Origin of the sequence: Novosphingobium indicum, assembly GCF_014645195.1 — a bacterium.
In the GTDB taxonomy this organism is placed as follows: domain Bacteria; phylum Pseudomonadota; class Alphaproteobacteria; order Sphingomonadales; family Sphingomonadaceae; genus Novosphingobium; species Novosphingobium indicum.
On sequence record NZ_BMLK01000001.1, the window covers coordinates 1 to 20,349 of the forward strand.

18 protein-coding genes are annotated in these 20,349 nt (G+C 65.2%); 5 read left to right on the plus strand and 13 right to left on the minus strand.

Going from position 1 to position 20,349, the window contains the following annotated elements; translation table 11 throughout:
* Window positions 1-207, plus strand: a 207-nt coding sequence (locus tag IEX64_RS24330; RefSeq protein ID WP_229709980.1) for a hypothetical protein, incomplete at its 5' end; no start/stop codon positions are given.
* A 281-nt stretch (window positions 208-488) separates the two neighbouring features.
* On the opposite strand, the gene IEX64_RS00005 is transcribed toward IEX64_RS24330, so the two are convergent.
* The 5 genes from IEX64_RS00005 to IEX64_RS00025 form a co-directional block, all read right to left on the minus strand.
* Window positions 489-1,271 (minus strand): cyclase family protein, encoded by a 783-nt coding sequence (locus tag IEX64_RS00005; RefSeq protein ID WP_188816969.1) that lies wholly within the window; start codon window positions 1,269-1,271, stop codon window positions 489-491.
* A 74-nt stretch (window positions 1,272-1,345) separates the two neighbouring features.
* Window positions 1,346-2,380, minus strand: coding sequence for a zinc-binding dehydrogenase (locus IEX64_RS00010; RefSeq protein WP_188816971.1), 1,035 nt, complete (start codon window positions 2,378-2,380; stop codon window positions 1,346-1,348).
* Window positions 2,377-3,378: an LLM class flavin-dependent oxidoreductase gene (locus IEX64_RS00015; protein ID WP_188816974.1), complete on the minus strand. Its 1,002-nt coding sequence runs from the start codon at window positions 3,376-3,378 to the stop codon at window positions 2,377-2,379. Before IEX64_RS00015 ends, IEX64_RS00010 begins: the two co-directional genes overlap by 4 nt.
* On the minus strand, window positions 3,375-3,878 hold the full coding sequence (locus IEX64_RS00020) for a nuclear transport factor 2 family protein (RefSeq protein ID WP_188816976.1): 504 nt from the start codon (window positions 3,876-3,878) through the stop codon (window positions 3,375-3,377). Before IEX64_RS00020 ends, IEX64_RS00015 begins: the two co-directional genes overlap by 4 nt.
* A 4-nt stretch (window positions 3,879-3,882) precedes the next feature.
* On the minus strand, window positions 3,883-4,695 hold the full coding sequence (locus IEX64_RS00025; RefSeq protein ID WP_188816979.1) for an SDR family NAD(P)-dependent oxidoreductase: 813 nt from the start codon (window positions 4,693-4,695) through the stop codon (window positions 3,883-3,885).
* 106 nt (window positions 4,696-4,801) lie between these two features.
* On the opposite strand from IEX64_RS00025, the gene IEX64_RS00030 reads away from it, so the two are divergent.
* Complete coding sequence (locus tag IEX64_RS00030) at window positions 4,802-5,311, plus strand: GbsR/MarR family transcriptional regulator (RefSeq protein WP_229709981.1); 510 nt, start codon at window positions 4,802-4,804, stop codon at window positions 5,309-5,311.
* Here IEX64_RS00030 and IEX64_RS00035 read toward each other — a convergent pair.
* The 6 genes from IEX64_RS00035 to IEX64_RS00060 all read right to left on the minus strand — a co-directional run bounded on the left by IEX64_RS00035 (window position 5,230) and on the right by IEX64_RS00060 (window position 14,798).
* Window positions 5,230-8,706: an indolepyruvate ferredoxin oxidoreductase family protein gene (locus IEX64_RS00035; protein ID WP_188816983.1), complete on the minus strand. Its 3,477-nt coding sequence runs from the start codon at window positions 8,704-8,706 to the stop codon at window positions 5,230-5,232. The two genes, IEX64_RS00030 and IEX64_RS00035, sit on opposite strands and share 82 nt — an antisense overlap.
* A 217-nt stretch (window positions 8,707-8,923) precedes the next feature.
* Entirely contained in the window at window positions 8,924-9,943 is a 1,020-nt protein-coding gene (locus IEX64_RS00040; protein WP_188816985.1) for a DUF2889 domain-containing protein, read from the minus strand.
* 31 nt (window positions 9,944-9,974) lie between these two features.
* Window positions 9,975-11,012, minus strand: coding sequence for an NADP-dependent oxidoreductase (locus IEX64_RS00045; RefSeq protein ID WP_188816986.1), 1,038 nt, complete (start codon window positions 11,010-11,012; stop codon window positions 9,975-9,977).
* 157 nt (window positions 11,013-11,169) lie between these two features.
* Window positions 11,170-12,489, minus strand: a complete 1,320-nt coding sequence (locus IEX64_RS00050; protein WP_188816988.1) for a cytochrome P450 — start codon at window positions 12,487-12,489, stop codon at window positions 11,170-11,172.
* A gap of 4 nt (window positions 12,490-12,493) precedes the next feature.
* A complete protein-coding gene (locus IEX64_RS00055) occupies window positions 12,494-13,294 on the minus strand; it encodes an SDR family NAD(P)-dependent oxidoreductase (RefSeq protein WP_188816990.1) in 801 nt (266 codons plus the stop codon).
* 19 nt (window positions 13,295-13,313) lie between these two features.
* Window positions 13,314-14,798: an aldehyde dehydrogenase family protein gene (locus IEX64_RS00060; protein ID WP_308422577.1), complete on the minus strand. Its 1,485-nt coding sequence runs from the start codon at window positions 14,796-14,798 to the stop codon at window positions 13,314-13,316.
* A gap of 203 nt (window positions 14,799-15,001) precedes the next feature.
* Between IEX64_RS00060 and IEX64_RS00065 the strand changes: the two genes are divergently transcribed.
* Window positions 15,002-16,453 (plus strand): NAD-dependent succinate-semialdehyde dehydrogenase, encoded by a 1,452-nt coding sequence (locus IEX64_RS00065; protein ID WP_188816992.1) that lies wholly within the window; start codon window positions 15,002-15,004, stop codon window positions 16,451-16,453.
* A 200-nt stretch (window positions 16,454-16,653) separates the two neighbouring features.
* Window positions 16,654-17,547 carry a fumarylacetoacetate hydrolase family protein gene (locus IEX64_RS00070; RefSeq protein ID WP_188816994.1) on the plus strand — a complete coding sequence of 298 codons (894 nt, stop codon included), beginning with the start codon at window positions 16,654-16,656 and terminating at the stop codon, window positions 17,545-17,547.
* Here the strand turns inward: IEX64_RS00070 and IEX64_RS00075 are convergent.
* Window positions 17,544-17,846: a WYL domain-containing protein gene (locus IEX64_RS00075; RefSeq protein WP_229709983.1), complete on the minus strand. Its 303-nt coding sequence runs from the start codon at window positions 17,844-17,846 to the stop codon at window positions 17,544-17,546. The two genes, IEX64_RS00070 and IEX64_RS00075, sit on opposite strands and share 4 nt — an antisense overlap.
* A gap of 192 nt (window positions 17,847-18,038) precedes the next feature.
* Between IEX64_RS00075 and add the strand changes: the two genes are divergently transcribed.
* Complete coding sequence (gene add / locus IEX64_RS00080) at window positions 18,039-19,166, plus strand: adenosine deaminase (RefSeq protein WP_229709984.1); 1,128 nt, start codon at window positions 18,039-18,041, stop codon at window positions 19,164-19,166.
* Between the two features lie 102 nt (window positions 19,167-19,268).
* On the opposite strand, the gene IEX64_RS00085 is transcribed toward add, so the two are convergent.
* Window positions 19,269-20,318 carry a hypothetical protein gene (locus tag IEX64_RS00085; protein WP_188816998.1) on the minus strand — a complete coding sequence of 350 codons (1,050 nt, stop codon included), beginning with the start codon at window positions 20,316-20,318 and terminating at the stop codon, window positions 19,269-19,271.
* Window positions 20,319-20,349: the final 31 nt, after the last annotated feature.

A 20,349-nucleotide genomic window follows, 5' to 3' on the forward strand; every position in this document is an offset into this window, starting at 1 on the left:
ATGGTGAATCACGTCAGCCCCAAACCCGATACCCTCAGTGAGTCAGATTCCACAGGTTTTGGTATAATAGGATTTGTTCTGCTATTTGCGGTCGGAAATGCGCCGTTCATCCTATCCAACGATGAGGCGAGCATAGTTGATACAAGAATAGACATCAGAAAATGCCACATCAGCGTGAAAAATAACACCAGATATTACTGGTATTAATACACTGCAAGAGACTTGAATTACATAATAAATCCAGCTGTGATTCAATTTATTGTAGTTTCTGGCGGCGATCGCATGGCTCATGCCGTCACGTCTGATCCCATTCAATATTCCAAAAGAGACACTATTGTTGCATTCGGATCTTATTCAGCAATCACTAAACAGACTAAAGTGACATGTGTCGCCAATAAGCCCGACCAAACATCCTGAAAGCAGGCGTAAATTAAGGCTTCTCCCAGAACGCAGCCGCTCGGACCTGCACCGTTCGAACAGCAGTAACTCTACTCCTCCTTCGGCAGCAGCGCGACGATCCGCAGCGGTGCGCCACTGCCCTTGCCGATCTTGGCCGGCAGCGCGATCACCGAGGCGCCCCATTCGGGCAGGCGGTCGAGATTGGTCACATTCTCGAAGCCGGGAATCTGGGCGCCGAGCAGCACGCGGTGGGCGATGAAGTCCTTCGACTGGCCATAATCGAGGCTTGGCGTGTCCAGCCCCACCGCCGCGACATCGCGCTCCTTGAGAAGACGGGCGGCCGCTTCGGACAGGCCGGGGAAGTGCAGCTGCGCCACGGCCTCGGCACCGCGCTCAGCAGTGCCCATGTAGGCCTCACGGTCGGGCCAGAATTTCGAGAAACCCGTGCGGAAAAGCACGATGGCGCCCGGCGCGATTTCGCCGTGGCGCGCCTCCCAGTCGAGCACGTCCTGCGCCGTGAAGCGATAGTCGCGATCCGAGCCGCTGGCTTCGGTCACATCGATGACCGCAGCCGGCCCGATCAGCCGGTCAAGCGGCACTTCATCGGCCGTCTGCGCACCTTCGGCAAAGTGGATCGGCGCATCGAGATGCGTGCCGCCATGCTCGGACGTGCGGATGTTGTAGGCGCTGTAGAAATAGCCGCCTTCGGTCTGCCCGAAGGACTCCGCGTCGTGATGGAACGCCTTCGCCGTCGGCCAGAACACCGAGGTTTCGTCGAGCGTGTGGGTGAGATCGACCCATTCACCCTGCAGCGGCGATTCCGCCCGGGCCGTCCCCAGTGCCAGTGCGGCAGCCGCAATCGATACTGCCATTCGCCTGAACGCCATACACGCCTCCCAATACCTGATGCGGCATCCTACGCCGATCGGGCCTCCCGAGCCATGGTCTAGAGCAGGCGCGGATCGACCACCGTGCGTACCGGCGTTCCCGGGCCGGAGAGGTTGGCGATGGCGTCGGCCACGCCGCTCAGCCCGACGCGGCCACCCAGCCAGGGCGTCACGTCGATCCGGCCATCGGCAATGCTGCGCAGCGCGAGGTCCATGTCCTGCGGCTCCTCGCCCCCGGCGAACTGGATGTTGAGCCGCTTGTTCTGCGCGGCGAAGACAAACAGCGGCTCGGGCTCCATGCAATAGCCGCCCATGACGATGCGTCCGTCGAACGGCGCGGCCTCGATGATCCGCTGCAACATGCCGGGCACCCCGACATTCTCGTAGATCAGGTTGACGCGCCGTCCGTCGAATTGCGGCAGCGGGGCGTAGGGATCGGTCTCGCGCGGATCGATGGCGATGTGTGCGCCCGCCTTCAGCGCCAGTTCGCGGCGGTCAGCATGGAAGTCGGCAGCGACGATCGGGCCCACGCCCATCATCGACAGGCCCGCGATCACACCCAGTCCGATCGCGCCGCATCCCAGCACGAGTGCAGCATCGCCCTTCTCCGGACGCCCGCGCCGGGCATGTTCCAGTCCGACTGCCAGCGGCTCGATCATCGCCGCGTGATCGTCCGGCAAGTCTTCGGGAATCTCGAGCAGGAAGTCCTCGTCGAGCAGCATCAGTTCGCCGCAGCCGCCCGGGCATTCGTGGCTGAAGCCGACGACGGCGTGAGACCCGCCCTGACGCATGATCGGCACCGACGTCACGCGCCGCCCGGTCTTCACGCTGCGACGGCTGCCCGGCCCGTAGTCGAGCACTTCGCCAACGAACTCGTGGCCCGGCACGAAAGCGCGCTCGTAATGCAACGCGGCGTAAGGCCCGCCCATCTTGCGCGACAGGTCGATCACATTCTGACCGCCCGAGATGAAGTGCGCATCGGAAGCGCAAAGGCCGCAGGAATGGGTGCGCACCAGCGCCTGTCCCTTGACCGGTTCGGGATCGGGAAGGTCGCGAACGATGACCTGACCATTTTCGATGCACGCAGCCTTCATGACCCGATAGTCTCCTTAAGTTCCGACATGACCTGTTCGAGCAGCCTCAGGCTCTTCCAGCCCTCTTCCGGAGACAGCCCGCCAAGCAGCGGCTGGAAGCCGATGTTACCGCCGGGCATCTCGCGCGCCTTCTCCAGCAGCATCTCGGGGGTCCAGGCGGCGAACAGGCCCGCCTTGCGTAGTACAGCGGGGTCCGTCAGCCCCTTGAAAGGCGAGTTCGACGCCTCGCCTTCCTGCTCGGCCCACTTGGCATATTCGGTGATGACGTGGACGGCGTGCGGCGCGATGGCGTCCCAACCGGCATCCGGATCCTCACACAAGTGGATGGCCATGGGCATGCCGGGAACGGGGCGAAAATAGGTGCGCGGCTTGTGTCCCAACCGCTCGCATTCGGACAGGTAGAGATCGACCAGCTCGCCCTTCATCGGGCCGAAGCCGACGCCGAACTTCGCGGCGCGCCTGGCCGATGCGGGTACGCCGCCGCCGACCATGACGATGTCCTCGGGCTCCTGCACCGGCAGCGGACGGGTGAAGATCGGACGGCCGTCATGTTCGAACCGCTCGCCCTTCAGAGCGCGCAGGATGATCTCCAGACCCGAGTCCATCAGCTTCGCTCGGTCCTTGAGGGACTTCTGGAACATCGCGAATTCACTCGGCACATAACCCGCGCCGAAGATCACACCAACCCGGCCGTTCGACATGTTGTCGAGCACGGCGATCTGCTCGGCGAGTTCGACCGGATCGTGCAGCGGCAGGATCACCGCGCCCAGCAGGAAACGGATGCGCTCGGTCACCGCCGCCATGCCGCCGGCGAGCACGAAGGGCTGCGGCAGGTAGCCATCGTCCGATCCGTGATGCTGCATCAAGCCGATCTGGTCGACCCCGACGCGGTCCGCCAGCGCCGCCATCTCGACTGCAGCGCCATAGAGATCTGGCGTCGGCGCAGCCCATTCGGGCGAGCGCATGTCGAACGAGACGGATATCTTGATGTCTCTCACGGGGCGGCTCCCAAGGCGGCATAGGATGGGTCCTGCGTGTCGCGCGTGGCCCACTGGTGGTTGTTCATCGGCGTCACTTCGCGAATGGAATCGTAATCGATCACGGTGTCGCGGTGATCGATGCGCCAGGTTCCGTCGCGCTTCGACCAGCGGTCGCAATAGCGCGACCACACCTCGATCTGCATCGTTTTGCCATCGCGCTCCATGCGCAGCGTGGCCGTGACATAGGCCTCGCTTCCGGCATGATCACCATCAAGTTCGATCAGGATGTTGGTGACCTGATGCGAATGCGCGATCAGATGGGTGTGCGCTTCACAAATCCAGTCGATCGCGCCGCGCCCGGTGCCGCGATAGCCGGTCGGACCGTAGTCGGCGGTGGCATCCTCGTGGAAAACCGATTGGCCAAGCGGCACATCAAGCCGATCGACGCTGCGGCAATAGCGGTAGATCTGCTCGGTAATGGCGAACTTGCTGGCGATCTGTTCGAGAGTATCAGCCATGACCTTACCCCTTCTGGGCGTAGGCAGCGGATATGGCGGCAATCTGCCGGATGCGCTCGCGGCGCTGCGCGGCGGAGGACACGGACATCTTCGCCTCGTCATCCGCTTCGCCCCAGTTGCAGACCGGGCCGAACGGCAGGCGTTCAAGACCGAGCCGGGCGACTTCGTCGGCGCTCGCCAGCCCTTCCGGAACCGGCATGCCGCGCGCTTCCATCAGTTCACGGTGCGCCGGAGTATCGGTACGGCCGAGCACGAAGCTGAGCACGTCGACTCCATGCGGTTCCAGTTCGGCCCAGAGCGCTTCGCTTAGCACGAGGTCGAACGCCTTGGTCGCGGCATAGACATTGATGCCCGGCAGCCCGCCGTAGCAGGCGCCCGATCCCACGACCATCAAGCCGCCGCGCCCGCGTTCGCGCATCGGCGCGGCAAAGGCATGGATGGTACGCATCACCGTCATCACATTGCGCATGACCAGTGCATCCCAGGCCGCAATGTCGTTGTCGAGGAACAGCGATCCGTTGGGATCGGCGCCGGCATTGAGGATCAGCAACCCGACCTCACGGGTGCCCGCCGCCTGCAGCAATTGCTGCGCAACATTTTCAGCGGAAAGATCGATCGACGCCGTGACGCACTCGACGCCATGCGCGGCGCGCAGTTCGAGCGCGAGCTGTTCGAGCGGCCCTTCCCGGCGCGCCACGAGAATCAGGTTCAGGCCCTTTTCGGCAAGCTGCCGCGCGAACGATGCGCCGGTCCCTTCGGAAGCCCCGGCGATCAGCGCCCAGGGACCATATTTCGCCGCGAACTGTTCTGCTTCCATGGCCCTTCTCTCCTTTTGCCACCCAAACCGTTATCGACGAATCCAGCGCCATCGGTTTGCTCTGGTCAGGCGACACTAAATTCACTAAATCCAGAATATGTCAAACATGAAACCCTCTCCGCAAGACGAAGCGTTCTTCGACGCCATGGCGATGCTGATGGCGCCCTGGGGCTGGCCGCGGCCGGTCGGGCGTATCTACGCCTACCTGTTGCTGCGCGAGGAACCGGCCACGCTGGACGAGATTGCCGCCGATCTCGGCATGAGCAAGAGCAATGCCAGCGTTGCCGCGCGAACGCTCGAACACTGCGGCAATGCGCGGCGCCAGGGCGAGCCCGGTAGCCGGCGCATCTACTATTCAATGCCCGAGGACTTCAGCGGCCCCTTCGTGGCCAAGGCCGAACTGCTCGACCGCCAGGTGCGCCTGTTCGATGGACAGATTGACCGGGAGGTCACACCTGCCGTGGCAGACCGCTTCGACCGCCTCTCAACCTTCTACACCCGCATGCGCGAAGCCATAGAAGGTGCCATGGCCGATCAGGCCGGTTCCGCCACGCGCTCCACCGCAGCCGAAGTGCCGGAGAGCTTCGGCAGCAGGTCGGCCACCCGCGCGCGATAAGCCTCGACGCCCGCCTCCTTCACTGGCCCATAGCCGGCGATGAGGTCTGCCGATGCGGCCAGTTCGATGCCCACGTGCATCGTCTCCGCCGTGACCTTGTCGGCGACTTCCTCGGCCAGCGCGCGGTATTCGCCAATCAGCGCTCGTTCCATGCGGCGCTCGGCGGTATAGCCGAACGGATCGAGCGGCGTGCCGCGCAGCACCTTGAGCTTCGCCATCATGCCGAAGACCGGGAATATCCAAGAGCCGAACGCGATCTTGCGCGGGCGGCCGGTCTTGTGGTCTTTGCGGAAGGCCAGCAGCGGCGGCGCCAGATGCACCTTGAGCTTGGGATCGCCGGCAAAAGTATCGGCAAGGCCCTTGCGGAAGGCCGGATCGGTGTAGAGCCGGGCCACTTCGTACTCGTCCTTGTAGGCCATGAGCTTGCCGAGACCGCGTGCGATCTCGACCATCAGCGGCTCGCGTTCGCCCAGCTCGCGGGATTCCAGCTTGGTTGAAATGCTCTCGAGGAACGTGCGGTATGCCGCAGCATAGGCCTCGTCCTGCCACAGCGTCAGCCGGCGCGCGCGGCTTTCGGCGATCTCGGCATAAGTCCGCGGAATGGCAGGCCCTTCGGCCGAGGTGTCCGCCAGCGCGAAGAGATCGTCCGCGCCCGCCGCCGCCAGCCGGCCGAGCGACAGAGCAGCGAGGTTGGCTTTTGCAGCAACGCCGTTGAGGCGCACCGCTTCCTCGATCGAGGCCAGCCCGACCGGAAGCAGACCCTTTTGCGCCGCGAAGCCCACCATCATCAGGTTGGTGAAAATCGAATCTCCCAGCAGCCGCGTCGCAAGCGAGCCCGCGCGCAGCGAGGCGATGTTGGCGGGATCGACGCGCTTGCCGATAGCGGACAGGAAGCGTGTGGCGGTGAGATCGAGATTGCGGTTGCGCTGGAACTCGCCGGTAGGAACGACATCCTCGTTCGCCAGCACTTGCGTATCGGGCCGCGCCATGCCGAGCACGTCGGGGCCCGAACCGACAACGAGGTCGCAGGCAATAATCACGTCGGCCTGTCCGGTGCCGAGCCGGGCCGAGGGGATCGCTGCGGTGTCGGCGCCAATGCGCAAGTGGCTGGTCACCGCGCCGCCCTTCTGCGCCATGCCGGTCTGGTCGAGCACCTTGGCGGCCCTGCCCTCAAGATGCGCGGCCATGGCGAGAATCGCGCCGACCGTCAGCACGCCGGTGCCGCCGATGCCGGTGACCAACATCGCGCGCGGGGTCTGCGACACGTCGAGCACCGGAGGGACCGGCAGCTTCGCGACCATCTGCTGCAGCGCTGCTTCATCCATGCTGCGCTTCGCCAGCGTTCCGCCCGAGACTTCGACGAAGCTGGGGCAGAAGCCCTTGATGCAGGAATAGTCCTTGTTGCAGGTCGACTGGTCGATGGCGCGCTTGCGGCCGAATTCGGTCTCGATCGGGGTGATCGAAAGGCAGTTCGACTGCACCGAGCAATCGCCGCAGCCCTCGCAGACCGCCGGGTTGATCCAGAGCCGCTTGTCGGGATCGGGATACTTGCCCTTCTTGCGGCGGCGACGCTTTTCGTTGGCGCAGGTCTGGTCGTAGACGATGGCGGTGGTGCCCTTCAGCTCGCGCAACTCGCGCTGCACCGCGTCGAGCTCGTCGCGGAAGAGGACGCGGATGCCTTTGGGCAAATCGGAAGCCGAGAAGCGATCAGGGTTCTCGCTAAGAATGACGACCGGTGCAACCCCCTCGGCGACCAGTTCATGGACGATCTGTTCGACCGTCAGCGATCCTTCGGCGGGCTGGCCACCGGTCATGGCGACAGCGTCGTTGAACAGGATCTTGAAAGTGACATTGCTCTTTGCCGCCACGGCCGCCCGAATCGTCAGCAGACCGGAATGGGTATAAGTCCCGTCGCCCAGGTTCTGGAACATGTGCGGCGTTTCCACGAAGCTCTGCGCACCGACCCAGGGCATGCCTTCCTGCCCCATCGAGACGGTCTGCATCGTGTTGCGCTCGGGCATGTAGTGGGCGAGGCCATGGCACCCCGTCGCGCCCATCGCGGCGGAGCCTTCGGGCACCACGGTCGAAGTGTTGTGCGGACAGCCAGAGCAGAAATAGGCCGGGCGGATCGCAGTGAGCGCAAGCGTCTTGGCGCTGCCTTCAAGATCGCGCAGCGTCGCATCGCGGGCTGCCACTTCGTCGGAAAGGATGCCCAGCGCCGCCAGCCGCCTGACGAGCGCGGCGCGCACCGAACCGGGATCGAGCACGCCGATCTCGGAGAGCAGCTTCGCGCCCTCGGGTTCGTGCTTGCCCGAGATCGCGGGCGCATTCGCGGTGCCGTAGAAGATGCGCGCGATCTGCTCCTCGATAAAGGCGCGCTTTTCCTCGACCACCATGATCTCGGCACTGCCGCCGCAGGCCTGCCGCACGAACGCCGTGTCGAGCGGCCAGACGAGGCCCAGCTTTACTACGCGCAGGCCAATGGCCCGGCATGTCGCCTCGTCCAGTCCGAGATCGGCCAGCGCCTGACAGACGTCGAGCCACGCCTTGCCCGCGGTCACGATCGTCAGCTTGCGCTCGGGCGCGTCATGGCTGACGCGATCGATCGGGTTGAGCGCGGTGAACTGCGGCACGATGGGCAGGCGCTGTTCGATCACCGCCTGCTCCTGCTGCAGCGCCGACATCGCGATGCGCAAGTTGGGCGAAGCCCCTTCAGGCAGCTCGGGCAGGGCAATCGGGAACTGGTGCCCCGGCAGCGTGACGGTGGTCGTCAGGTCGAGCGTGTCGGTCACCGTCTTCATGCCGACATAAAGCCCGCTCAGGCGCGAGAGCGCCCAGCCGTATTGCCCGAACGAGAGGATCTCGTCGGTCGTGGCCGGATAGAGCACCGGGGTCATCGCCGTGACCAGCACATGTTCGGACTGGTGCGCGGTGAGCGAGGACTTGGCGGCGTGGTCGTCTCCGCACAGCAGCAGCGCGCCGCCGGCCCTGTGCGTGCCTTCGAAGTTCGCGGCCTTGATCGCCTCGCCCGCGCGCTCGACGCCCACGCCCTTGGCGTACCACATGGCGAACACGCCATCGACGCGGGCCTTGCCGTACCAGTCGAGCTGCTGGGTGCCGCGCAGCGAGGTCGCGGCCAGCTCCTCGTTGAGGCCGGGCTCGAAGCGGATATCGTGCTCGTCGAGAAGCTTTCCGCTTGCCCAGAGCTGCGCATCGAGTGTGGTGATCGGCGAGCCGCGATAGCCTGTGATGTACCCGGCCGTGTTCAGCCCGGCGGCCTTGTCGCGCCGGGCCTGGTCGAGCAACAGGCGCACGACGCCCTGCAGCGCCGAGAGCATGATCTGCCCCGACTCCTGCGTGTACTTGTCATCGAGTGTGACGACCGATTTCGTCAACGCATTCCCCCGCAGGTTCTGGTTATGCTCCGGGCCTTTCAGATGGGAGCGCCATGCGCAAGCGCCCCGCGCCGCTTGCGCAGCAGCGGTCAATTGGGGTTGCGGGAGAGAACGGAAACTCGACGGGGGAGAGCCCTGCCCGCTGCGACTGGCCGGACCTTACCGCCCGCCAAGTCTCGCTACCCTCCCGCATGCGGGAGGGGCTGGGGAGGGCTCTTCAGGCCTGAAGTTCGGCCATCAGCTCCGGCACATCGGCCAGCGCGCGCAGGGCGTCGTTGAGGTGGGTGCAGCCTTCCGGACCGCGCAATTGCGCCAGCACTTCGTCGCGAATGTCGGGAAGCTTGCGGCCGACCAGCCGCTGGGTGTTGGCTATCGCGCCGGGGCATTCCGAGAAGGGCAGGATACGCGCTTCCGGCTCAAGCGTGAGCAGTTCCTGCGTCTTCAGATCGGCGGTTGCGCGCACGAGATATTCGTGGATGGCGATGCGCCCGCCATCGGGCTTGGCGGCGCTGTCCTGAAAGGCGGAATCGATGCGCAGCAGTCCGGCGGCTTCGTCCCGGGTCACATCGATGCGGCGGGCACGGCGGAAACCGGGGCCTTCGTGGTCCGAAAGCCCATGCCATCCATGCGGGTCTTCCGGATTACGCACATCGCCGGCATCGGCATCGGCCACGTTCTTGGGCGGGCCGCCGGGCTGCACACCGCTGTGGCCTTCCTGCAGACCCCAGCAGACGTTGACCCGCTGGCTCATCATCTTGTCGTGCTCTTCCTCGCCGATGCGCTGGCGCAGCTTCTCGGCCCAGTCGGGATACCACTGCGACCAGGCGAAGGCCGAAACCAGCGCCGCGCCGGAAAGGTCGTCCAGCACGAGATAGAGCGGGTGCGTCTTTGCGATCAGGTCGGGCATGACTTCGCGCAGCAGCATGCGCAAATGACCGCCCGCCCTTGCCCCCACCAGCTGGGACAGACCCTCGGGCGCGGGATCGGACTCGATCGCCGTGATCGTCTTGTCTTCCTTCAGCCGGGCGCGGTAGCTGCCCTCTGCCATGGTGCGCGGCGTGCCACCACCGACAGGGGTGACCACATCGCGCGCTGCGCCGATAACAAGGCGCTGGCCCTCGATCCCGTCGGGCCAGGAAACGTCGATGCTGGTGGTGCGGCGCACCGAATTGGCGGGGCGCTGCGGCGCCGGATTGGCCGTCTCGCGCGGAGGCGGAGGCAGAGTCTCTGTGTCCATGCCTACAAGCTGGCCTCTAGACGAGTGTCATTCAAGCCTCGGGTGCAACACGCACCAGCAGCTTGCCGACATGGTCATGCCCGGAAAACACGGTTGAGAAAGCCTCCGGGGCCGCGTCGATGCCCTCGACCACGGATTCGGGGAAACGGATCTTGCCCTGCTTCATCCACCCGGCGATGTCGTCGAGACCCTTCTGCCCGGCGAAAATTCCGGCAAAGCCCTTGATCTCGAGGCCCTTGGCCATGATCTGCCGGTAGAAGCCGGGCAGGTGATCGGGGCCCGGCCCTTCCATCCCCATGCCGTAATAGGCGATGAAGCCGCACATCGGCATGCGTGCGCCGCGCTTGAGCAGCGGCAGCACCGCCATGGTCACATCGCCGCCGACGTTCTCGAAATAGACGTCCGCGCCTTCGGGCAGCGCCGCCTTGAGCTGGTCTGCGAAGTCGGGCGCCTTGTAGTCGGCAACGGCATCGAAGCCGAGATCAAGCAGCGCCTTGCACTTGGCCTCGCCACCGGCGATGCCCACCGCCCGCGCGCCGAGCGCCTTGGCGATCTGCCCCGCCATCGATCCGACCGCACCCGCCGCCGCCGAAATGACGATCGTCTCGCCCGCCTTGAGCCGGCCGACATTGACCACCCCCTCATAGGCCGTCTGCCCCGGACCGCCGAGCGCGCCCAGCGCGGTCGAGACCGGCGCCGGCGCCGGATCGAGCCTGCGCGGCGGCCCGCGATAGTCGGACTGGTCGGGCGCGACGACGGCATATTCGGCCCAGGCCGTACGCCCTTCGACGAACTGGCCGGGTTCATAGTCCGGATGGTTCGAGGCCACGACCTTGCAGACCGTAGGCCCGACCATGACCGCGCCCAGCTCCATCCGCGTGGCACCCGACAGCAGCCGCTCGTCGAGCGAGAAGCGGATCAGCGGATCGACCGCGATGTAGAGCGTCTGCAACAGGATCTCGCGGTCCCCGGCTTCGGGTACGGGCACGTCCTCGATGCGGAAGTCGCCCGGCTGCGGATTGCCCTTTGCGTAGCTGGCCAGAACGACCTGCTTCATCGTGGTTTTCATAGCGGAACCCTTTTTTCTCCCTTCACTTCGTCATTCCCGCGCAGGCGGGAATCCAGATGCCGCGCTTGATTTCCGCGCGGCAGCGCCGAAGCTGGATCCCCGCCTGCGCGGGGATGACGATGATGTGTGCAGGCAGGCTTGGTGAAGCCCGCCTGCATCACTTCAGCTTTACCGGCACCGAAGTCATGCCGCGGTGTTCAAGACCGCGATATTCCGGCTTAGGCCTGGACGGGTCGAAGTCCATGTGGGGGAAGCGGTCGAGCAGGCCGTTGATCGCCACGATCATTTCCTGCCGCGCCACGTCCATGCCGAGGCAACGGTGCGGACCGAAGCCGAAGCCCATGTTGGGCTGCTTCTTGCGGAAAATGTCGTACTTTTCGGGGTTCTCGAACACGGCCGGATCATGGTTCGCCGCCCCGAAGCACAGGAACACGCGTGTACCCTCGGGCACCATAACGCCTTCCACTTCGGTATCCTGCGTGCACAGGCGCGGCATCATCGGATCGGTGGCACGCCAGCGCAGCGATTCCTCGACCGCGAGATCGACCAGCGAACGGTCCTCGCGGCAGGCGTCCCAGAAATGCCGGTGGTTCAGCAGGGCATCGATGGTGATGCCGAGCTGGCGCCAGGTGGTCCCGCCGCCCGCGAAGATCGCCAGCTTGCAGTAGCCGAAGATCTCGTCCTCGGTCAGGCTGCGCTTTTCGCCGGTTTCCTCGTCAACGATTTCGGCGGCGATCAGGCCGGCAATGAGGTTGTCGCCGGGCGCGCGGGTATTCTCGGCAATCAAGTCGCGCAGCGTCTGGTCGACGGTGGCGCGCGAGGCGGCGGCTTCCTCCGGCGGGAGCTTGGCCGCACCGAACGTGGCACGGGTGAGCTGGTAGCGAAACTCGATCACGTCCTCGCCCTCGAGCCCGATCGCCCTAGTCACCGTCGCCATCGGCAGGCGGGCGCATAGCTCCGTGTTGAGGTCCGTGGTTTCGCGGTCGAGCAGGCGGTCGAGCAGCGCATCGACGGTTTCCTCGATCCAGCGCTTGTTCCACCAGTCGAGCACCTTGGGGCGCTTGAACAGCGGCTGCGCAGCCGAACGCAGACGCTTGTGCGGCTTGCCGACCATCGAGAGAATGGTGGTACCGATGGTGCGCACGCCCGGGCTCTCGTTATAGCCTTCGGACGAGAAGATCAGGTTCTCGCGGAACCCGATCTCGCAGGCCCGGAACGAGAAGAACGTCATGGCGTCGCGCGGCGGCCCCATCGACATGGGCAGTTCGGGCACACCGAGCAGTTCGCGCAGCGACCCCTTGTGCACCGCCGCCTTGTCTCGCAGCGCGTTCATGTCGTCGGTGTAGTCGCGGTTGTTGTCGACGCCCGCGTTGGCCGCCTCGCTATTGACGTCGAACATCTCCGCGTAGCGCGGATTGTCGCTCATCAGCGAAGCGAGTGCGTTCGAGTTCTTCCCAGATACCGGGCAGCTTGCCATGGCCTCAGCCTCCTACCTTGCGGCCCGCGTAGAGGCCGCCGTCCACCGGCAGGTTCACGCCGGTAATGTTCGATGCGAGATCCGAGCACAGGAACAGCGCCGCCGAGGCGGTGTCGCGCGGGTCGATCGCCTTGCCGAGCGGATGCGCCTTGCCCATGCCTTCGAGAATGCGGTCGCGGTGCTCGCTGTCCGGGTCCATCCCGGCATAGTGCGTGAGCATGCCCGCCGGGCAGACCGCGTTGACGCGAATGTCCTTGCCGGCGACTTCGATCGCCAGCGCCCGGGTGAACTGGACGACGGCGCCCTTGGTGGTGCCATAGAGCACGCCGCCATAACCCATGAGGCCCGCAACCGAAGCGGTGCTGACGATCACGCCGCCGCCGCCCTGCCTGTCGAACTGGCGGATCGCGGCCTGGCTGCCGTAGATCACGCCATTGATGTTGACGTCCTCGACGCGCTTCATCTCTTCGGGGTCGCATTCGACCAGACTGCGTAGGCCCTTGCCCGGGATCGGGCTGATAGTGATGCCGGCATTGTTGTAGATCGCATCGAGCCGCCCGAACGCCTCCACCGTCCTGGCAACGGCCGCGTCGACCGAAGCCGGATCGGCCACATTGCAGGTCACGGCGACGCACTCACCGCCCGCGTCGCGGACCATCTTTGCGGTTTCCTCGGCATTGGCGCCGTTGATGTCGGCCGCGACCACCTTGGCGCCGTGCTCGCTGAACAGCAGACACGCCGCGCGGCCCACGCCGGAGCCAGCACCGGTGATGAGCGCCACCTTGCCCTGAACCAAACCTTCCATACGTCCTCTCTCCGTCCCGTTACCCGCCGATATTGAGCGTGGTCATCATCTGGAATTCGCGCAGGCCCTCGACCCCGCGCTCGCGGCCAAGGCCGCTCATCTTGATCCCGCCGCTGCTGGCATAACTCGACATCAGCGCGCCGTTGACGTTGACGCTGCCGCTGCGGATCTTCAGCCCGACTTCAAGCGACTTCACCTTGTCAGCGCCGTGGACCCAGCCGGAGAGGCCGAACTTGCTGTCGTTGGCCATCTCCACCGCATGATCGAGATCGCGGTAACCGATCACGCCGACGACCGGGCCGAAGATCTCTTCCTGCGCGGCGGGGTTCCTGTTGTCGGGCAGGTCGAGCACGGTCGGTTCCCAATAGTAGCCCTTGTCCATGCCCTCCGGCCGCTTGCCGCCGCAGACGACCTTGCCACCGGCATCGACGGCGGCCTGGGTGAAGTGCTCGCAGCGATCGCGCTGCGCTGCGCTGATGACCGGGCCAAGCTGGGTCGCGGGATCGCTCGCCGGGCCGATCTTCACGCCGGACAGCATCTTGGCCATGCCTTCGAGCACTTCGGCCTTGTTCTCCTCCGGCACGAAGACGCGGGTGCCCAGCACGCAACCCTGCCCCGCGTGCGAGGTGCAGACGGTGAAAGCCGCCGAGGCCGCGCGGCCCGCCGCGTCGGGCAGGTAAATCTGCGCCGACTTGCCGCCCAGTTCGAGCACCAGCCGCTTGAGCGTGGGCGCGGCCTGCTCGGCCACTTTCGCCCCGACCGTGCAGGAGCCGGTGAAGCTCACCATGTCGACCCGCTCGTCGGTGGTCATCGCCAGTCCGCCTTCGAGGCCCTGCTCGACGATGACGTTCATTACGCCCTTGGGCAGGCCGGCCTCGTCCGCCGCCTCGGCAAAGACCATCGAGGAGATCGGGGTGAGCGGATTGGGCCGCAGGATCACGGTGTCGCCCGCCATCAGCGCGGGCACGACTTTCCAGAAGGCGGTATAGAACGGCACGTTGTAGGCGCTGATCGCCGAAACCACGCCCAGCGGCGACCACCGCTTGAGGCTCTGCACTGTGAAGTAGGGGTTCACCCGCTCGTGCATCGGCAGCGGGTTTTCCTCCTGCTGCGGCAGGCGCAGGAACAGGTCGATGATCTCGTCGGTCATGCGCAGCGGCGCATGGACCTGCGCGCCCATGACCGTGGAGGAGATCGGGCAGCCGGCTTCCTTGATCGCGCAGTCCTTGAGCACGTCCGCCCGCTTGCGCAGCGCTTCGGCGTAGCGGGTCATGTAGACGGCCCGCTCCTTCATCGAGAGGCCGGACCAGCCGCCGTCGTCGAAAGCGCGGCGTACCGCACCAATGGCGGCATCGGCCTGCGCGGCCGACACGCCCTGCACTTCGGCCACCACCGATTCGTCCGACGGGTTCTCTACCTCGAAGCGCGTGCCCTCGCCCTTGACGAAGGCACCATCGATATAGGCTGCGTAGTCCAGCGGTCCTCTCCCGAAATTCGTTCGCAGTTGTGAATTATTTTTCGGAAGTGAGACTAACCGAGCTATGTTCCTGCGTCAATCGGCGAACCTCGCGCTTGTGCGAGGAGGCACGGGCGGGTGCCGCGCGTAGGTGGGCAGTTGTCACGGCAGGGGGTCATCCCTATGCCAAGCCCGCAATCGCCATTCAGCGAGAATGGACCGTCAGGATTCAGCAAGGGGACCCTTACGAAATGGCCTACACCGACTTCCTCAAGCAGCAGTGCTACATCGACGGCAAGTGGTGCGACGCCGATTCCGGGACGACTTTCGACGTCACCGATCCGGGTACCGGAAAGGTGCTGGGCACGGTTCCGAAGATGGGCGCGGATGAAACCGCTCGTGCGATTGACGCCGCGGAAGCCGCGCTCCCGGCATGGCGCGCCAAGACTGCCGGCGAGCGTGCCGGCATGATGCGCAAGCTGTTCGATCTGATGATGGAGCACCAGGACGACCTGGGCGAACTGCTGAGCCGTGAGCAGGGCAAGCCCTTCGCCGAAGGCAAGGGCGAGATCGTCTATGGCGCCAGCTTCATCGAGTGGTTCGCCGAGGAGGCCAAGCGCGCCTATGGCGACGTGATCCCCAGCCACCAGGGCGACAAGCGCATCGTCGTGATCAAGCAGCCGGTGGGCGTGGTCGCGGCGATCACGCCGTGGAACTTCCCCAATGCGATGATCACCCGCAAACTCGGCCCGGCGCTGGCCGCGGGGTGCACCATCGTGATCAAGCCGGCCTCGGCCACGCCCTATTCGGCTCTGGCCATTGCCCAGCTCTGCGAGATGGCCGGCATTCCCGCCGGCGTCGTCAACGTGGTGACCGGCAGCGCGGGCCAGATCGGCTCGGCGCTGACCCAGAATCCCAAGGTCGCCAAGCTGACCTTCACCGGTTCGACCGAGATCGGCCGCGACCTGCTGCGCGAATGTGCCGACACCATCAAGAAGTGCTCGATGGAACTGGGCGGCAACGCGCCGTTCCTCGTGTTCGACGATGCCGATGTCGATGCCGCGATCGAAGGCGCGATGATCTCCAAGTTCCGCAACGGCGGCCAGACCTGCGTCTGCACCAACCGCTTCTATGTGCAGGACGGCGTCTACGACGAGTTCGTCACCAAGCTCGCCGCGCGCGTGGAGCAGATGAAGGTCGGCTACTCGATGGACGAGGGCACCGATGTCGGCGCAATGATCGACGAGAAGGCGGTCGAAAAGGTCGAGGAACACCTTCAGGATGCGCTTTCGGGCGGCGCCGAACTGGTCGCGGGCGGCAAGCGTTCGGAACTGGGCGGCACCTATTTCCGCCCCACCGTCGTCTCGGGTGTGAAGCCCGACATGAAGCTGGCACGCGAAGAAACCTTCGGCCCGCTCGCCGGCGTGATCCGCTTTACCGACGAGGCAGATGCCATCCGCATGGCCAACGACACCGAGTTCGGTCTCGCCAGCTACTTCTACTCGCGGGACCTGTCGCGCGTGTGGCGCGTGGCCGAAGCGATCGAGGCGGGCATGGTCGGCATCAATACCGGCCTGATCTCGACCACCGTTGCGCCGTTCGGCGGCGTCAAGCAGTCGGGCCTCGGCCGCGAAGGCTCGCACTACGGACTCGATGACTACATGGAGGTGAAGTACCTCTGCATGGGTATCGAACCGGCCTGATTGCGGTAAGACTCGTCATTGCGAGCCGCAGGCGAAGCAATCCAGAGCCGGTGAATGCCTCCCTGGATTGCCGCTCGCAATGACGATAGCGCGAGGCGCTGCTGGACGTTAGGGCAGCCCTGCCGGACACGCGGCACTTGCCGCCGTCGGGCCCAGCGCCAATGATCTCTTCCAAAAGTATTTTGGGAGAGGATGCCGCCATGAAAATCTGCCGCTATCAGGACACGCCGGATGGCCCGGTGAAAATCGGCGTCGTGCGCGGCGATCAGGTGTACGACGTTTCAGCCGTGGCGGACATGCTGCCTGATGTGCGCTGGCCCTATCCCGAGGGCGACCTGTTCATCGCCAACCTCGAACGCCTGCGCCCGGTCATGGAAGACCTGGCCGACAAGGCGGCGGGCGTTCCGGTGGAATCGGTGCTTCTTCGCAAGCCCGTCGCCAATCCGGGCAAGTTCCTGTGCGGCGCGGGCAACCACAAGATCGTGCTCGGCATGGGCGGACACCCGCGCCGGATGGGTCTGCTGTTCAAGATGACCAATGCCGCGGCCGGGCCCGCCGACGGCGTCACCCTGCGCTGGCCCGAGCGCACGACCTTCCACGAAATGGAAATCGCCATCGTCATCGGCAAGCAGGGCACCGAGATCCCGGCGAGCGAGGCGTTCGACCACATCGTCGGCTATTGCATCGGCCTCGACATGACCATGCAGGGCAGCGAGTTCCCCAGCTTCGGCAAGAGCTTCGATACCTACGGCGTGATGGGCCCCTGGCTCACCACCCGCGACGAGATCGCCGATCCCGACAACCTTGCCTATTGCCTCAAGGTCAATGGCGAGGACCGGCAGGTCGACAGCACCGCCAATCTCGTGCTCGGCATTGCCGATCTCGTCGAGCACGCGGCCTCGGTGATGACGCTCCATCCGGGCGACGTGATCTTCTCGGGCACGCCGCCGCGCTCGACCGGCCCCGTCGTTCCCGGCGACGTGATGCACGCGGCCATGGAGGGGCTGGGCGAGATGACCGTGAAAGTGTCCGGCGGCCCGGGGCGCAAGACCTCGCTCGAAGGCATGGAGCCGGCAGAACCGGCTGCCGGCTAGGCGTAAACGGAGAGGACTTCTTCGTCCGTTTCGCGCGGAAGGACGTTCTCGTTGGCAGGCAGCGGTTCGAAGGCATCGGGCGTCATCGCCGTGTTGGAAAGCCCATCGAGCTTGAAGTGGCCGAGACGGCGTTCTTCCTCGCTGCGCCAGTTCTTGCGCAGGTTGAGCGCGCTCACGAACAGTTCGCCATGCCGGCTGAACATCCGGTGCGGCGCCAGCAGCATTTCTCCTCCGTTGTACTCGGCACAGATGGTCCGGCGAAGGACGATGGCCTCGATAATCGTACGTTCCTGGGTCACTTGCGTATCACTTGAATTGTGCATCGCAGCATATTGCAAAGACCATGGGGGTCCGGCAACCCGCAAAAAGCCCCGCAGGGGCACCACCAAGCGCTCCAATTTCTGGAACGGGGCGTAGCCAATTCGTCGATGGACCCGTGCGGACCCGGCGCCGATAGTGCCACGATCGGGCCAGGGTACGGGGACAGCACAATGCTTCACAGACGACAGCTTATCCGCACCGCGATGGCGGTTCCGCTTGCCTGCGCGCTTCCGGCATGGGCGCGGGCGGCCGCACCGCCCGCCGATGGAGAGAGCATGGCGCGCTTCATTTCCGGGCTGCCCAAGGCGGAATTCCACGTCCATCTGGAAGGTACGCTCGAAGCGGAAATGAAGTTTGCGCTCGCCCAGCGCAACGGCCTGTCGCTGCCATACGCCACGGTCGAGGAGATGAAGCGCAGCTACATCTACCACGATCTGCCGAGCTTTCTGAAGATCTACTACGACGGTATGCAGGTGCTGCTGACCGAGCAGGACTTCTACGATCTGGCCTACGGCTACCTCGCCAAGGCGGCCTCGCAGAACGTGCTTTATGCCGAGATGTTCTTCGACCCGCAGGAACACCTCAAGCGCGGCGTACCGATCGAGGCGGTGATCGGCGGCATCACCCGCGCCCGCGCGGACGCCGCCAGCACCATCGGCATCGAGTCGCAGCTGATCCTGTGCTTCATGCGCGATCTCAGCGCCGAATCGGCGATGGACGCGCTCGACGCCGCACTGCCGTACAAGGACAAGCTGATCGGCGTCGGGCTCGATTCGGACGAGAAGGGCAACCCGCCCGAAAAGTTCGCAGACCACTTCGCCAAGGCCCGCGCGGCGGGACTCCATGTGACGATGCACTGCGACGTCAATCAGGAGGACACGCTCGAGCACATCCGCACCGCGCTGGTCGACCTGCAGGCCGAACGCATCGACCACGGCGGCAACATCGTCCAGTCGCCCGAACTGGTGGCGCTGGCCCGGAGCCGCAACATTCCCTTCACCGTCTGCCCGACCTTCTCGGGCAAGGTCATGGAGAATGGCCAGCCGATCAACGCCCTGCGCGAGATGCTCGACGCCGGCCTGAAGGTCTCGGTGAACTCGGACGATCCGGCCTACATGGGCAGCGAGTACATCACCGAAGTGCTGATCCGCGCGCAGAAGGACAGTGCGCTCACGCCCGCCGAACTGGTGCAGATCGAACGCTTCGCTTTCGAGACCGCATGGATTCCGGAAGAGCAGCGCGACGGTTATCTGGCGAACCTAGAGGCTTATGCGCAGAGCTGGGGCGTAGCGGCTTAGGTACATCGTCATTGGAGAGCCGAAGGCCCGCGGCAATCCAGAGCGGCTGAAATCGCGCACTGGATTGCTTCACCGCGCTCGCAATGACGAAGCAGAAGAGCCCTACTGCCCTTTCATCGCCGCGCACCATTCGCCGAACAGGTGAATGCGTTCCCACAAGAGCGCGCGGGTACCGGCCATGTTGTGCATGTGGCCCATGCGCGGGCAGACGAAGACATCGACACTCTTGGCCGACGCATAGGCGCGCGGCTCGTTATGCGGATCGGGCACCAGATCGCGCACGCCCATGGCCGCCAGCACCGGCACGTCGATCGCCGCCGCTTCGGAAGCCACCACGCCCGGCGTCAGCGAGGACCGCGCCGCCCTTTGCGGCGTGCGGTGGGCATACCACGAAGGCAACGCGACATCGGGATCGATCCCGCGCGCAATGCCTTCGTAGTGCGCCAGATCCTGCTCGACCACTTCTGCGGGCACGTCGTCGTAGTGGAAGCCCCACGCCACGGCTTCCCACGCCGCCTGCTCCTGCGACGCCTGTGCGCCGGTCAGGGCCGCGGCATTGAGCGGTTCGCGGCATTCCTCCAGCGAGGCATCGCGCGGATACCAGGCGACGACGACCGGCTCACCGCCGGGCGGGGTGGAGGGATGCGAGTGAATGGCACTGAAACCCAGAACGCCAATGCCGTCGAACCCGCCATGCCGGGCCTGCTGATAGATCAGCAACCCGCCGCCGAGCGACTGGCCGATGCCGATCACGCAGGGACGCCCGACCGGAGGATAGCCCGGTTCCAGCACGCCATTGGCCAGCCGCAGCAGGATCTCGGCCTGTGCGGCGTGGGCAGCGGCAGTGAGCGCACCATAGCCCAGATCCTCGGGGTCGATCCCCGAGGCCGCATCGCAGCCGAGCCAGTCCAGCGCGACGAAGATCCAGCCGCGCTCGACATGATAGGCAGCCTGCGCCCCGGCCTCTCCTGCGCCCGGCAGCGCGCAGGTATAGTAGCCGCGCGCATAGCTGCTGCTCGGCAGTGCCACGCAGACGAGCGGACGTTCGGGCAGTGCCTCCGGCTCGGGCAGCACCACGCTCGCGACGACACGCGCCGGCACGCCCAGTCCCACGGCATCGCCGACATCGATGGAAAGCTCGATTTGCCTCAATGGTCTTCCTTCTCCCAATCAAGCGCTTGAT